Annotated in this window: 10 protein-coding genes; 8 read left to right on the plus strand and 2 right to left on the minus strand. The window is 61.0% G+C overall.

Features of this window, described 5'->3' with window-relative positions:
• From ACRER8_RS26025 to ACRER8_RS26055, 7 genes are all read left to right on the plus strand, one after another.
• Positions 1 to 372 (plus strand): NUDIX domain-containing protein (locus ACRER8_RS26025; protein WP_431749035.1); only part of this gene is annotated, 372 nt, incomplete at its 5' end.
• Between the two features lie 50 nt (positions 373 to 422).
• Positions 423 to 986, plus strand: a complete 564-nt coding sequence (locus tag ACRER8_RS26030) for a L,D-transpeptidase family protein (protein WP_431749036.1) — start codon at positions 423 to 425, stop codon at positions 984 to 986.
• A 391-nt stretch (positions 987 to 1,377) separates the two neighbouring features.
• Positions 1,378 to 2,109: a GntR family transcriptional regulator gene (locus ACRER8_RS26035; RefSeq protein WP_431749037.1), complete on the plus strand. Its 732-nt coding sequence runs from the start codon at positions 1,378 to 1,380 to the stop codon at positions 2,107 to 2,109.
• 42 nt (positions 2,110 to 2,151) lie between these two features.
• Complete coding sequence (gene nagA / locus ACRER8_RS26040; RefSeq protein ID WP_431749038.1) at positions 2,152 to 3,258, plus strand: N-acetylglucosamine-6-phosphate deacetylase; 1,107 nt, start codon at positions 2,152 to 2,154, stop codon at positions 3,256 to 3,258.
• Positions 3,239 to 4,261 (plus strand): SIS domain-containing protein, encoded by a 1,023-nt coding sequence (locus ACRER8_RS26045; protein ID WP_431749039.1) that lies wholly within the window; start codon positions 3,239 to 3,241, stop codon positions 4,259 to 4,261. Before nagA ends, ACRER8_RS26045 begins: the two co-directional genes overlap by 20 nt.
• 39 nt (positions 4,262 to 4,300) lie before the next feature.
• Positions 4,301 to 6,844, plus strand: a complete 2,544-nt coding sequence (gene ptsP / locus ACRER8_RS26050) for a phosphoenolpyruvate--protein phosphotransferase (protein WP_431749040.1) — start codon at positions 4,301 to 4,303, stop codon at positions 6,842 to 6,844.
• Between the two features lie 106 nt (positions 6,845 to 6,950).
• Positions 6,951 to 8,588 (plus strand): PTS transporter subunit EIIC, encoded by a 1,638-nt coding sequence (locus ACRER8_RS26055; RefSeq protein WP_431749057.1) that lies wholly within the window; start codon positions 6,951 to 6,953, stop codon positions 8,586 to 8,588.
• Between the two features lie 150 nt (positions 8,589 to 8,738).
• On the opposite strand, the gene ACRER8_RS26060 is transcribed toward ACRER8_RS26055, so the two are convergent.
• Both ACRER8_RS26060 and purL read right to left on the minus strand, forming a co-directional pair.
• Positions 8,739 to 9,050, minus strand: a complete 312-nt coding sequence (locus ACRER8_RS26060; RefSeq protein WP_431749041.1) for an NGG1p interacting factor NIF3 — start codon at positions 9,048 to 9,050, stop codon at positions 8,739 to 8,741.
• Between the two features lie 6 nt (positions 9,051 to 9,056).
• Positions 9,057 to 12,956, minus strand: a complete 3,900-nt coding sequence (gene purL / locus ACRER8_RS26065) for a phosphoribosylformylglycinamidine synthase (RefSeq protein WP_431749042.1) — start codon at positions 12,954 to 12,956, stop codon at positions 9,057 to 9,059.
• Between the two features lie 212 nt (positions 12,957 to 13,168).
• Here purL and mltF point away from each other — a divergent pair, with 212 nt between their 5' ends.
• Positions 13,169 to 14,629 (plus strand): membrane-bound lytic murein transglycosylase MltF, encoded by a 1,461-nt coding sequence (gene mltF / locus ACRER8_RS26070; protein ID WP_431749043.1) that lies wholly within the window; start codon positions 13,169 to 13,171, stop codon positions 14,627 to 14,629.
• Positions 14,630 to 14,714: the final 85 nt, after the last annotated feature.

Here is a 14,714-nt window from a genome sequence, read left to right on the forward strand (position 1 = left end):
CGCCTGGGTTACTGGACGCTGCCGGCGGGTTTCATGGAGAACGGCGAGAGTGTCGACCAGGCTGCTCGCCGGGAAACCGTCGAGGAAGCCTGCGCGGTGCTCGAAGACTTGCATCTGTACGCGTTAATCGATGTGCCGCACATCAGTCAGGTGCATATCTTCTATCGCGCCAACATGGCCAGCGCGGATTATGCAGCGGGCGTCGAAAGCCTTGAGGTGAAGCTGTTCGACGAGGCCGATATCCCCTGGTCCGAGCTGGCGTTCAACACGGTCAGGCGCACCCTGGAATACTATTTTGTAGACCGGCGGCATCAAGAATTCCCGGTGCACACCGATTGTCTTACTGTTGTGCCCTCTCTCAAAACCACTTGATCAGATGACCACGCGCGATTGATGCGCGGGCGTCAGGGATACCGTTAAAAATGCGTTGGTTGCTCGCTGTTCTATGTCTGTCGTTCGTTCCGCTGTCGCAGGCCGCGTTCACTCAGACCATCGTGCCCAAGGGCAGCGAGCAGAAATTCGTCGACGGCAAAGTGGTGGACACTCAGGACATCAGTAACCGGATCATCGATAAGATCCTGGTCCTCAAATCCGCGCATCAGTTGCAGTTGATGAGCAAGGGCGAAGCGTTGAAAACCTACCGTATCTCGCTGGGCAAGGCGCCCACCGGGCCGAAGCTGCAGGAAGGCGACCAACGCACGCCGGAAGGTTTTTACTGGCTGGACTACCGCAAGACCAGCGATGCCTACAACCTGTCGCTGCACATTTCCTATCCCAACATCTCCGACGCCGCCCGCGCCCGCCGCGAAGGCGTGAACCCCGGCGGCATGATCATGATCCACGGCACGCCGGTCGACGAGGATTACCCGGAGTGGTATTTCCAAACGCTGGATTGGACCAACGGCTGCATCGCGATGAAGAACAGCGATATCCGTGAAGTGTGGGACCTCGTCAAGGACGGCACGATGATCGAGATCCGGCCTTAGTCTGAACCAGTTAGATACCAGTCATCCCTTCTTTCCCCGATCACCGCCCACTGCCTCTGCCCGGAGGGCGTAGGAGCGTGGCTTACCCGCCATCTGGCGCGAAGCGGCAGTAGCGCCTACCTGGGCGACGTGTCTGACACGGCCAATGCGCCTGGTTTACTGCCGCTTCGCGCCAGATCGCGAGCAAGCTTGCTCCTACGGCCTCCCGGCCAGAATTCAAAAGCAGCCTGCGTTCCAATCGATAAACCCAAGCCTCTCTCTCGTGCAACGTCACCATACTGTGACCAAAAGCTCGCCTATCTCATACCAATCCCATTGACGTGGTATGCAAGTGGTATTAATTTCGGATGCATTCTCCGAAAAACAATACCCACCACTTCGGACCCCGTTCATGAATTCGATCCATTCCCTGCGCCCCGACGACAGCCAGCCGACGCCGTTGTATCTGCAACTGGCGCGTAATCTGGAAGCGGCTATCCATGCAGGTCTTTGGAAGGCCGAACAGGCGCTGCCGTCCGAGCGCAGCCTCAGTGAAACCCTGAATATTTCCCGGGTGACCGCGCGCAAAGCGCTGGAAATTCTGTTGGAGCAAGGGCTGATCCGTCGCAGCCAGGGCTCGGGCACGTTTATCACGCCGCGCCTTGAGCAGCCTCTGTCACGCCTTTCCAGTTTCAGCGAAATGTTGCGACTCAAAGGCTTCACCCCAAGCTCCCAATGGCTGGAGCGCGACATCGCCCTGCCGACCCATGAAGAACTGATCCGGCTGAGTCTGTCGCCTACCGAAAAGGTCGCGCGGCTCAAGCGTCTGCGCAAGGCCGACGGCATTGTCATGGCGGTGGAATTCAGCGCGCTGCCTGCCGCCCTGCTCCCCGAACCCGGGGCCATCGGCGATTCGCTTTACGCCCACCTCGACTCGATCGGGCGGCCGGTGGTTCGCGCACTGCAACACATCCGCGCGATCAACGCATCGGTGGAAATGGCCGCGCTGGTCGGCATCGAAACCGGCACGGCCATGCTGCTCATGACCCGTATCGGCTATCTGGCCGACAACACGCCCATCGAGCTGACCGACACCTATTGCCGCGACGATTACTACGATTTCGTTGCAGAGCTGCGCAGATAAAGACCTGAGCAGATAAACCGCTACCGAGAAAACGGAGCCTGCATGTCCGACTTCAACATCCTCACCCCCGACGGCTGGATTCACGGCCAATTGCAGCAACGCCACGGTCGGGTGACGAGCATTCAGGGCGTACCCTGCAACCCTCAGGACAACGACCTGCCCTACCTGCTGCCAGGCTTCATCGACCTGCACGTCCACGGCGGCGGTGGCAGCGACATCATGGAAGGTGTCGACGGATTCGCCACCATCGCCCGCACTCATTTGCGCTTCGGCACGACCTCACTGCTGGCCACGACCATGACAGCGCCTGCCACGGAGATCCGTCAGATCCTCGAGCAACTGGGCGGGTATTGTCAGAACCGCGTGTCAGGCACCGCTCGCGTACTGGGCGTGCATCTGGAAGGTCCCTACATCAATCCCGGAAAACTCGGTGCGCAGCCCAACCACGCACACGCTGCGCTACTCAGCGAAGTTGAGGATTACGTCAAGCTCGCGCCGATCAAGGTGATCACCATCGCCCCGGAAATCGCCGGTCACGTGGAGCTGATCACGGCCTTGTCGTCCCAAGGTGTGCGCCTGCAAATAGGCCACACTCTGGGCAGTTACGAAGAAGGCGTCAAAGCTCTCGAAGCCGGTGCCACCAGCTTCACCCACCTGTACAACGCCATGAGCCCGCTGCATCACCGCGAGCCCGGCATCGTCGGCGCCGCGCTGGCGCATGCGCGATACGCGGAGCTGATTCCCGATCTGCTGCATGTACATCCCGGCGCGATTCGCGTCGCCCTGCGCTCGATTCCCTGCCTGTATTGCGTGACGGATTCCACTGCCGCTACGGGCATGCCCGATGGTGAGTACAAGCTTGGTAGCCACACGGTCACCAAATGCCTGGGCGGGGTACGACTGGCCGATGGCACCTTGGCCGGCAGCACGCTGACCATGGATCAGGCGCTGCGCAATCTGGTGAAGATCGGCCTGCCGTTGGCCGAAGCCTCACAGCGGCTGTCGCAATTTCCTGCGGACTATCTGGGCATTGACGAACGTGGCCGCCTGCAAGAAGGCAACTGGGCCGACGCCGTATACCTGAACCGCGACCTGAAACTCACCGCTGTCATGGTCGAAGGAGAGACCCTTGAACTCAAAAATGCTTGATGAAGCGCTCGCGTCTGCCGATGTGGTTCGGCGTCAGCTGCAGGTGCTGGAACCGCGCCTGATCGACGTTGCACAGCGTCTGCGCTCGTCTGCGCCGCAGGTGATCGTGTCGGTGGCCAGAGGCAGTTCCGATCATGCCGCCAGCTACTTCGCCTATCTGGCCATGCAACTTACGGGGGTGCCAGTGGCTTCGCTGCCGATGTCGGTGGTGACCTTGCACGACTCGCCGATGCGGGTTCAGGGCCAGCCCGCCATCGGTTTCTCGCAGTCGGGCCAAAGCCCGGACCTGGTGGACAGCCTACGCAAGTTGCGCGAGCGCGGCGCTCTGAGCATCGCCTTGGTCAACGCTGAAGGCTCGCCCCTCGAACAGGCCTGCGAATACACGTTGCCACTGAGCGCTGGGCCAGAACTGAGCGTCGCCGCCACCAAAAGCTTCATCGCCACATTGAGCGCCAGTGCGCGTCTGATTGCGCACTGGCAGCAGGATGATCAGCTGTTGCGGGCCGGTCAGACATTGCCAGAACGCCTGCACGAAGCCGCGCGTCAAGATTGGTCGGCGGCCATCACTGCGCTGCGCGACTGTCAGCGCCTGATGGTGATTGGTCGCGGTACCGGCTTCGCGATTGCCCAGGAAGCGGCGCTCAAGTTCAAGGAAACCTCGGCGATTCAGGCCGAGGCCTTCAGCAGCGCGGAAGTGCGGCATGGTCCGATGGCGCTGGTGGACGATCAGTATCCATTGCTGATCTTCGCCACTCGCGGCGCCGAACAGGACAGCCTGCTCGCCCTCGCCGCCGACATGCGCCAACGCGGCGCCAAGGTATTGCTGGCAGCCCCCGAAGACGTCGCCGAACGCGATCTCACATTGACCCACGCCGATCATCCGGCTCTCGATCCGATCCTCGCCATCCAGAGCTTCTACGTGATGGCGGCTGGCCTGGCCGAGGCGCGGGGGCTGGACCCGGATCAGCCGCGACACCTGAGCAAAGTCACTAAAACCCGTTGATTCCGCGCCGCTTCGACCGACGCCTGCAAGGACAATGTCATGCATAACAATAAACAAATGACGTTCAGCGCCCCGTTCAGCGGAGCGGTATTGGAACTGGCAAATATTCCCGACCCGGTATTCGCCGGGGGCGCAATGGGTGACGGTCTGGCCGTCGACCCGCTGGACGATGTGCTGCACGCCCCGTTCGCCGGGGTGGTCATTAACGTCGCGCGCACTCGTCACGCCGTGAACCTGCGGGCCGACAACGGCAGTGAATGGCTGCTGCATGTGGGCATCGACACAGTGGGCCTGGGCGGTGAGGGTTTCGAGGTCCTGGTCAAGGAGGGTCAGAGGATAACGGAAGGCCAACCGCTGCTGCGCTTGGAGCTGGACAAGGTCGCGCGCAACAGCAGCAGTCTGATCAGCCCGCTGATTCTGCTCAATGGCGACCGGTTCAGCCTGACGCCTGTGCGCGGCTCGGGCTCAGTGAATGTCGGCGAGCCTTTGCTGACTGTCACAGCGGTCGACCAAAGCATTGAAAAGAATCCGGGCGCCGACCTGGGCGCCAGACAGTCGCGTGGCAGCATTCGCGTAGCGCACAACGGCGGTCTGCATGCGCGTCCCGCAGCGTTGGTACGCCAGACCGCTCGCCAGTTTGCCAGTCAAACCGAGTTACATTTCGCCGGCGCCAGCGCCTCGACCGACAGCGTCACCGGGCTGATGGGGCTGGGCGTCGCTGAGCAGGACGAAGTCGAAGTGGTGTGCCTGGGTCACGACAGCGAAGTCGCATTGCAGGCGCTGCTCAAGGCGCTATCAACGCCTTCGCCGGATGAAAAACCTCAGATGGCCGCTGTCATGCCTCGCAACAATACCCCGGCGACCCTTGAGAATGACGTGCTGAGCGGCGTCACTGCCTGCCCCGGTCTGGTCAGCGGTCCGCTGTTCCGGCTGGACACCATCGAGTTGGACGAAGACCTCGGCGGCCATCGTCCCGAAGAGCAGTATCAGATCCTAAGCGAGGCGCTGGTGCAGGTGCGGGCCGACATCAGTACCTCTCTCGACCATGACGATCACGAACAGAGCGGGATTTTCGCCACTCATTTGGCGATGCTCGAAGATCCTGCCCTCGTCGACGCCGCCTACGCTGCCATTAATCAGGGCCAGGGCGCGGCACACGCCTGGAGTGAGGCGGTGCTGGTCCAATGCACGGTTCTCGAAAAGCTCGGCAATCCATTACTCGCTGAACGCGCCAATGATCTGCGCGATCTGCGCCAGCGCCTGCTGCTGACGCTGCTTGGGGATACTCGCGATGTGCAAGTCCCGGCTGGCGCGATTGTGGTCGCTCGCGAGCTGACACCTTCCGACCTGCTAATGCTGGCGCGGCGCAATATCGGCGGGATTTGCATGGCGGGGGGCGGCGCTACGTCTCACGTCGCCATTCTTGCTCGCAGCAAAGGCCTGCCCTGTGTGATGGCATTGGGCGCCGATGTGCTTGATGTCGCAGCGGGTCAGGAAGTTGTGTTGGACGCCGACAACGCACGCCTGGAACTCAAGCCCGACGCAGGTCGCCTGCGAGAAATTCAGACCCTTCGCACACTGCGCTTCGAACATCGCCAGTATCAGCAACAGCATGCGCATCTACCGGCGCTGACTCGGAATGGCGTGAACATTGAGATCGCCGCCAACATCGCCTCCCGCGCCGATGCTGAAACCGCGCAACTCAATGGCGCGGACGGCGTGGGCCTGCTGCGCACCGAGTTCCTCTTCGTCGACCGCAGCACCGCGCCAACCGAAGACGAACAACTGTCGGCGTATCAGGCGGTGCTCGACGCAATGCCAGAAAAGCCGGTGATCATTCGCACCATCGACATCGGTGGCGACAAGCAACTCGAATACCTGCCCTTGCCCGCCGAGGCTAATCCGGTGTTGGGCCTGCGGGGCATTCGTCTGGGTCAGGCGCGACCTGAACTGCTCGACCAGCAACTGCGCGCACTGCTGCGGGTAAAGCCGCTGGCGCGCTGCCGCATCCTGTTGCCGATGATCACCGAGGTCAGCGAACTGCTGGCCGTGCGGGCGAGGATCGACGCGCTGGCGCAGCAAGCCGGGATCACTGAACGCCCCGAGCTGGGCGTGATGATCGAAGTGCCCTCCGCTGCTTTGCTGGCCGGACAGTTGGCCGAGCACGCCGACTTTCTTTCCATCGGCACCAACGACCTGTCGCAGTACACCCTGGCGATGGATCGCGATCACGCCGGGCTTGCCGCCCGCGTTGACGCACTGCATCCCGCTCTACTGCACCTGATTGCGATGACTTGCACGGCTGCCGAAAACAAAGGCCGCTGGGTGGGTGTATGCGGCGCACTGGCATCGGATCCTCTGGCGACAGCCGCGTTGATCGGGCTGGGTGTGCGTGAGTTGTCGGTGAGTCCGCCACAGGTCGCCGAAATCAAGGCACAGGTGCGCGACCTGGACACCCGCCAATGTCAGGCCCTGGCTCAGCACCTGCTGGGGCTGAGCAGCGCCGAGGATGTACGCGCGGCCTGTAGCACCTTTCAGACACAAGCCCTTACACGCACCGCTGTTCCTGTACAGAACGCCTGACCTCTGACCTCAAGAACAAAGAACAAGAACAACAACCAGAACCTCAAGGAGAGACGCCGTGTACCAACACTTCATCGAAGGGTTACAGCGACTGGGCCGGGCGTTGATGCTGCCCATCGCGATTCTACCGATTGCAGGTCTGCTGCTGCGTCTGGGCGACACCGATCTGCTGGACATCGCCATCATTCACTCGGCCGGTAATGCGATTTTCAGCAATCTGGCGCTGATCTTCGCCATCGGTATCGCGGTGGGTTTTGCCCGCGACAACAATGGCACCGCAGGACTGGCGGGGGCGATTGGCTATCTGGTAATGACCTCAACGCTCAAGGTCCTCGACCCGCATATCGACATGGGCATGCTCGCCGGCATCATCGCGGGGCTGTTGGGTGGCGCGATGTATAACCGCTTCAAGGAAATTGCCCTGCCGGAATATCTGGCGTTCTTCGGCGGCCGACGATTCGTGCCAATCGTCACCGGGTTGTCGGCGGTAGTGCTGGGACTTCTGTTCGGCCTGATCTGGCCGCCGGTTCAGCAAGGCATCAATACGTTGGGCCAGCTGATGCTGGAAAGCGGCAGCATCGGCGCGTTTTTCTTCGGGGTGATGAACCGCATCCTGATCATCACCGGCCTTCACCACATCCTGAACAATCTGGTGTGGTTCGTCTTTGGCAGCTTCACCGATCCAGAGACCGGGCGCGCGGTCACCGGTGATCTGGCACGCTATTTCGCTGGTGATCCCCATGCGGGCCAATTCATGACCGGGATGTTCCCTATGATGATCTTCGGCCTGCCCGCCGCGTGTCTGGCGATGTACCGCAACGCGCTGCCGGAACAACGCAAGCTGATTGGCGGGATTCTGTTGTCGATGGCGCTGACCTCGGCGCTGACGGGGGTGACCGAGCCTATCGAGTTCGCCTTCATGTTCCTCGCCCCGATGCTGTATGTGCTGCATGCTCTGCTGACCGGTCTGTCCATGGCGCTGGCGAACATGCTGAACATTCATCTGGGCTTCACGTTCTCCGGCGGCGCGATCGATATGGCGCTGGGCTGGGGCAAGTCCACCAATGGCTGGCTGGTGTTCCCGCTGGGCCTTGCCTACGCGCTGGTTTATTACGTGGTGTTCGACCAATGCATCAAGCGCTTCAACCTCCGGACGCCGGGGCGTGAACAGGTCCCCGTCAGCACCTCCCACGTTGCGCAAAGTGACCGGGCAGGCGCGTACATTCAGGCATTAGGTGGTGCTGAAAACCTGCTAGGCATAGACGCTTGCACCACTCGACTGCGCCTGCAACTGGCGGATCGCAGCAAGGCACTGGACGTTGAATTGAAGGCGTTGGGTGCCATGGCCGTGGTACGTCCGGGTAATGCAGGCAGTCTGCAGGTGGTGGTCGGGCCGATGGCTGATGGGCTGGCAGACGAGCTGCGCAACGCCCTGCCCCATGCGGCTAACGCTACAGTTGCGGCCGCTCAGGGCGAAACCGTGAGCCGAGCGCCTGTCGATGTCGGGCAGGCCGCGCAGTGGTTCAAGGCGCTGGGTGGCAAGGGCGTGATCGACGTGGAGTGCGTAGCCCTGACGCGTTTGCGGGTGCAGCTCAAGGATGGGCAGTCATTGGCAGCGGGTCAGCTGGAAGCGCTCGGATCCCAGGGCATCAGAAGCCTGGGGAATGGGGTGTGGCATGTGCTGGTGGGGGACGGCGCTCAGGGGTTGAGCGAAGCATTGCGAGGGATGGTGAAAACCAGTTGACCCAGCACATCGGTCACATCCCGAACGGGCGACTTCTGTGGGAGCGAATTTATTCGCGAGACGGCCATCGAGACGATTCATCTCTGTCGCCTGTGAAATTTTTCGCGAATGAATTCGCTCCCACAGAGGATCAACAGTGATCTGACGAACTCAGAAATCCGCCAGCTTCCACACTTCATAAGCCGGTGTTTCATAAGGGTGGCTATGCTTGAGCGCAGCCACCGCCTGCTGGATCAGCCCATCAGAGACGACCAGCTCGACCTTCCATTCCTCTACGGACTCAATCTGACCAGTGTGCCCAATGAACGGCTGACTGCCATCCAAAGGGCGGAACTGGCCCTGACCAAGCACCTGCCATGAGCAACTGTCATAGGCACCGATTCGCCCCGCGCCGGCGGCGAACAATGCATTCTTGACCTGCTCCACATGACTGGGCGGAACGAAGAAGGCGAGCTTATACATCTTCGATCAGTTGACCCAGACTCGGGCATTGCGAAACATCCGCATCCACGCGCCGTCTTCAGCCCACTCATCCGGACGCCACGAGTTGCTCACGGCACGGAACACGCGCTCAGGGTGCGGCATCATGATGGTGACCCGACCGTCGCGAGTGGTCAGGCCGGTGATACCGCGCGGCGAGCCGTTCGGGTTGGCCGGGTAGGTTTCGGTAACCTTGCCGTGGTTGTCGACGAAACGCATGGCTACGGTGCCAGACAGATCGCTTTCCAGCAGTGCCTCTGGCGATTTGAACTCCGCATGGCCTTCGCCGTGAGCGATGGCGATCGGCATACGGGAGCCGGCCATGCCTTGCAGGAAGATCGACGCCGACTTCTGGATCTCGACCATCGCCACGCGCCCTTCGAACTGCTCGGAGCGGTTGCGCACGAAGTGCGGCCAGAACTCGCTACCCGGAATCAGTTCGCTGAGATTGGACATCATCTGGCAACCGTTGCACACGCCAAGGGCGAAGCTGTCGGTGCGCTGGAAGAAGCCCTGGAATGCATCGCGGGCACGGCTGTTGAACAATGCGGATTTGGCCCAGCCTTCACCGGCGCCAAGCACGTCGCCGTAGGAGAAGCCACCGCAGGCGACCAGTCCTTTGAAGTCGTTCAGGTCGACGCGACCGGCGAGGATGTCGCTCATGTGCACGTCAACCGACGCGAACCCGGCGCGATCGAAGGCTGCCGCCATTTCCACCTGACCGTTCACACCCTGCTCGCGCAGGACGGCTACCTGTGGACGCACGCCTTTCTTGATGTACGGCGCAGCGATGTCTTCGTTGACGTCGTAACCCAGCTTGACGCTCAGGCCCAGGTTGTCTTCTTCCAGCAGGCCGTCGAATTCCTGATCGGCGCAGTCGGCGTTATCACGCAGACGCTGGATCTGGTAGCTGGTTTCGGTCCACTGACGTTGCAGCAGACGACGATCGCCCTTGAACAGCTGTTCGCCGTTGAGGCTGATGGTCACTTCGCTGTTGTTGACCGGCTGACCGATCACCGCCACGCAGTCTTCGCCAAGGCCAGCGGCGCTGAACTGAGCCAGCACAAGCGGGGTAGCGTCCTGACGAACCTGAATCACCGCACCCAGCTCTTCGTTGAAAAGAATGGCCGCGACTTTTTCACGCTTGCCGGTCAGGGTGTCCAGTTCCAGACTCAGGCCGCAGTGACCGGCAAAGGCCATTTCCAGGGCGGTGGTCATCAGGCCGCCGTCGGAACGGTCATGGTAGGCCAGCAGGTGGCCGTCTGCGTTGAGACCCTGGATCACGGCGAAGAACGCCTTCAGGTCTTCAGCGTCATCGACGTCCGGCGCGGCTTGGCCCAGCTTGCCGTGGGTCTGCGCGAGAATCGACGCGCCCATGCGGTTCTGACCACGGCCGAGGTCGATCAGGATCAGGTCGGTAATGCCCTTGTCCATGCGCAATTGCGGGGTCAGAGTGCCGCGAATGTCGGTGACTGGCGCGAAGCCGGTGACGATCAGCGACAGCGGCGAGGTGACGGTTTTTTCCGCGCCGTCACCACTCCAACGGGTCTTCATGGACATTGAGTCCTTGCCCACCGGAATGGTAATGCCCAGCTCAGGGCAAAGTTCCATGCCGACCGCTTTCACGGTGTCATACAGACGCGCGTCTTCGCCCGGGTGGCCAGCAGCAGACATCCAGTTGGCCGACAGTTTGATATCGGAAATCTTCTCGATGCGCGAAGCCGCGATGTTGGTCAGGGTCTCGCCAATCGCCATGCGGCCGGACGCAGGAGCATCCAGCAATGCCAGCGGCGTGCGCTCGCCCATGGCCATGGCTTCACCGGTGTAGACATCGAAGCTGGTTGCGGTCACGGCAACGTCAGCCACCGGCACTTGCCATGGGCCAACCATCTGATCGCGATTGACCAGACCGGTAATGCTGCGGTCACCAATGGTAATCAGGAAGCTCTTGCTGGCCACGGCCGGGTGATGCAGCACGCGCTGTACGCTCTCTTCGAGGTCCAGAGCGCTCGGGTCGAAATCGTCCCCCAGTTCAGCTTCGCGATTGGCTGAACGGTGCATGCGTGGCGCCTTGCCCAGCAGCACTTCCAGTGGCATGTCCACAGGACTGTTGCCGAAGTGGCTGTCGGTGACGGTCAGTTGCGGCTCTTCGGTGGCTTCACCGACTACGGCAAACGGGCAGCGCTCACGTTCGCAGATCGCCTTGAAGCGTTCGAAATCAGGAGCGCTGACGGCCAGAACATAACGTTCCTGAGACTCGTTGCTCCAGATCTCCAGCGGCGCCATGCCTGGCTCATCGTTAGGCACGTTACGCAGTTCGAAGCGACCGCCACGGCCGCCGTCGTTGACCAGTTCGGGGAAGGCGTTGGACAAACCGCCCGCGCCCACGTCATGGATGAAGGCGATCGGGTTCTTGTCACCCAGCTGCCAGCAACGGTCGATGACCTCTTGGCAACGGCGTTCCATTTCTGGGTTTTCACGCTGAACCGAAGCGAAATCAAGGTCCGCGGAGCTGGTGCCGGTGGCCATGGACGAGGCTGCGCCACCGCCCAGACCGATCAGCATCGCAGGGCCACCCAGCACAATCAGCTTGGCGCCAACGGTGATTTCGCCCTTCTGCACGTGTTCTTCGCGGATGTTGCCCATACCGCCAGCCAGCATGATCGGCTTGTGGTAACCGCGAACTTCTTCGCCGTGCGGGGTATTGATCGACTGCTCGAAAGTACGGAAATAACCGGTGAGGGCCGGACGACCGAATTCATTGTTGAACGCGGCACCGCCCAGCGGGCCTTCGATCATGATGTCCAGTGGGGTGACGATGCGCTCAGGCTTGCCGTAAGGCTTTTCCCAAGGCTGTTCGAAACCCGGAATGTTCAGGTTGGAAACGGTGAAGCCGGTCAGCCCCGCTTTCGGCTTGGCGCCACGGCCGGTTGCGCCCTCGTCGCGGATCTCGCCGCCGGAACCGGTGGATGCGCCGGGGAATGGAGCGATCGCCGTCGGGTGGTTGTGGGTCTCGACCTTCATCAGAATGTGCACCGGCTCCTGCACCGCACCGTACTGGCGGGTTTCAGGATTCGGGAAGAAGCGACCGGCGACGTTGCCGACGATCACCGAGGCGTTGTCCTTATAAGCAGAAAGCACGCCTTCGTTGTGCATCTGATAGGTGTTCTTGATCATCCCGAACAGGCTTTTTTCCTGGCTCTGGCCGTCGATATCCCAACTGGCGTTGAAAATTTTATGACGGCAGTGCTCGGAATTCGCCTGAGCGAACATCATCAGTTCGATGTCGTGCGGATTGCGCTTGAGGCCAACGAAAGCGGTGACCAGATAATCGATTTCGTCTTCAGCCAGAGCCAGGCCCAGTTCGGTGTTGGCCTTTTCCAGGGCGGCGCGCCCACCGCCCAGCACGTCGATGGCGGTCAGTGGCTTGGGCGCAGCGTGGCTGAACAGGCCGGCGGCCTCCTCCAGTGCGTTGAGCACCAGTTGAGTCATGCGGTCGTGCAGGCCGTCGGCAATGAGCTGCGCTTCGGCGTCGCTGAACTGGCCTTCTACATAAAAGGCAATACCGCGCTCGATACGCTGGACCTTGGTCAGGCTGCAGTTACGCGCAATATCGGTGGCCTTGCTCGACCACGGCGAGATGGTGCCGAAACGTGGCAGCACCAGGAACAGACGACCGCGAGGCTCTTGAACCGGCACACTCGGGCCGTATTTCAACAGTCGGGCGAGGACTTGTTGCTCGTCCTCGGTCAGGACGCCGGTAACCTCAGCGAAGTGGGCGAATTCAGCGTACAGGCCACTGACAGCCGGAACTTTATCGTTCAGCTGCGCAAGTAATTTCTTGTGGCGGAAAGCGGAAAGGGCGGGAGCACCACGCAAGATCAACATCGTCGGGACAGCCTCGGGAAGGGGGTGTGCTTTGAGGCCGTGCATTCTAGCCTAAACACGACCTTTCGGCACCCGAAACGAAGGCATCAGCGCACCCGAATGTCGGTACGAGACGGTTTCCTACCATGATGGGTAAAAAACCTCGTGCTCTATCAGACGCGACCCTCGCTGTCGAGATATGGCGGTCAGCGCGCTTTGCGTATACTGCACCGATGTTTTCCCCATCGGATTTCCGCCAACGCTGTGCCAAGTGGCTCATCGCAACCGGAATCTTCCTGCTGCTCGGCGCCTGTGTTGAAAAACCCAACACGCTGGAACGAGTCAAGGAGGATGGCGTCCTGCGCGTCGTCACTCGCAACAGCCCCGCCACCTACTTCCAGGATCGCAACGGTGAAACCGGTTTCGAGTACGAATTGGTCAAGCGTTTCGCCGACGATCTGGGCGTCGAACTGAAGATCGAAGCGGCCGACAACCTCGACGATCTGTTCGACCAGATGAATAAACCCGGCGGTCCGGTATTGGCGGCAGCAGGCCTGGTCAGCACCGAAAACCGCGCCAAGCAGGTGCGTTTCTCGCACTCGTACCTGGAAGTCACGCCGCAAGTCATCTACCGCAACGGTCAGTCCCGCCCTACCGATCCGGGCGATCTGGTCGGCAAGCGCATTCTCGTCCTCAAGGGCAGCAGCCACGCCGAACAGCTGGCGGCACTGAAGGTCAAGTACCCCGGCATCAATTATGAAGAATCGGATCAGGTCGAAGTCGTCGACCTGTTGCGCATGGTGGATGAAGGGCAGATTGACCTCACCCTCGTGGATTCCAACGAACTGGCCATGAACCAGGTGTATTTTCCCAACGTGCGCGTAGCGTTCGATCTCGGCGATGGTCGCGATCAGCGTTGGGCCGTGGCCTTGGGCGACGACAACAGCTTGCTCAACGAGATCAACAGCTTCCTCGACAAGATGCAGAAAAACGGCATGCTGCAGCGGCTCAAGGATCGCTATTACGGGCATGTCGACGTTCTCGGCTATGTCGGCGCCTACACCTTCGCCCAGCATTTGCAGGAACGCCTGCCCAAGTACGAGAAGCACTTCCAGTCCGCAGCCAAGGCAGAGCAGGTGGACTGGCGCCTGCTGGCCGCGATTGGCTATCAGGAGTCGCTATGGCAACCGGGCGTGACTTCAAAGACCGGTGTTCGCGGGTTGATGATGCTCACGCAGAGCACGGCCCAGGCGATGGGGGTTTCCAATCGTTTGGACGCCAAGCAAAGCATTCAGGGCGGAGCCAAGTATTTCGCCTACGTGAAGGATCAGCTCGATGAGACGATTCAGGAGCCGGATCGCACATGGCTTGCGTTGGCGTCCTACAACATTGGCACCGGCCATCTCGATGACGCCCGCAAGCTCGCAGAAAGCGAAGGGCTGAATCCCAACAAGTGGCTGGACGTGAAAAAAATGCTACCGCGTTTGTCGCAGAAGAAGTGGTACAGCAAAACGCGGTATGGGTACGCACGGGGTGGCGAGCCGGTCAGCTTCGTCGCCAACATCCGTCGCTATTACGACATCCTCACCTGGGTGACCCAGCCGCAACTGGAAGGCAGCCAGCTGGCCGAAGGCGCGTTGCACGTGCCTGGCGTGGACAAGACCAAGCCGCCAGAAGACAAGGCACCGATGTAACCGAGCCCACATACCTTTCCTGTGGGCGCGAATTCATTCGCGATGCGGTGTCTCAGACACCGGATTTACATCGGCTTTACTGGCC

The sequence above is a fragment of the Pseudomonas sp. genome (assembly GCF_050739935.1).
Taxonomy (GTDB): domain Bacteria; phylum Pseudomonadota; class Gammaproteobacteria; order Pseudomonadales; family Pseudomonadaceae; genus Aquipseudomonas.

Bases quoted from the DNA above. Each gene is read 5' to 3' on its own strand.
- purL (WP_431749042.1), bottom strand. From the start codon at position 12,956: ATGTTGATCTTGCGTGGTGCTCCCGCCCTTTCCGCTTTCCGCCACAAG.
- nagA (WP_431749038.1), top strand. From the start codon at position 2,152: ATGTCCGACTTCAACATCCTCACCCCCGACGGCTGGATTCACGGCCAA.
- ACRER8_RS26035 (WP_431749037.1), top strand. From the start codon at position 1,378: ATGAATTCGATCCATTCCCTGCGCCCCGACGACAGCCAGCCGACGCCG.
- mltF (WP_431749043.1), top strand. From the start codon at position 13,169: ATGTTTTCCCCATCGGATTTCCGCCAACGCTGTGCCAAGTGGCTCATC.
- ACRER8_RS26030 (WP_431749036.1), top strand. From the start codon at position 423: ATGCGTTGGTTGCTCGCTGTTCTATGTCTGTCGTTCGTTCCGCTGTCG.
- ACRER8_RS26055 (WP_431749057.1), top strand. From the start codon at position 6,951: ATGCTGCCCATCGCGATTCTACCGATTGCAGGTCTGCTGCTGCGTCTG.
- ACRER8_RS26060 (WP_431749041.1), bottom strand. From the start codon at position 9,050: ATGTATAAGCTCGCCTTCTTCGTTCCGCCCAGTCATGTGGAGCAGGTC.
- ptsP (WP_431749040.1), top strand. From the start codon at position 4,301: ATGCATAACAATAAACAAATGACGTTCAGCGCCCCGTTCAGCGGAGCG.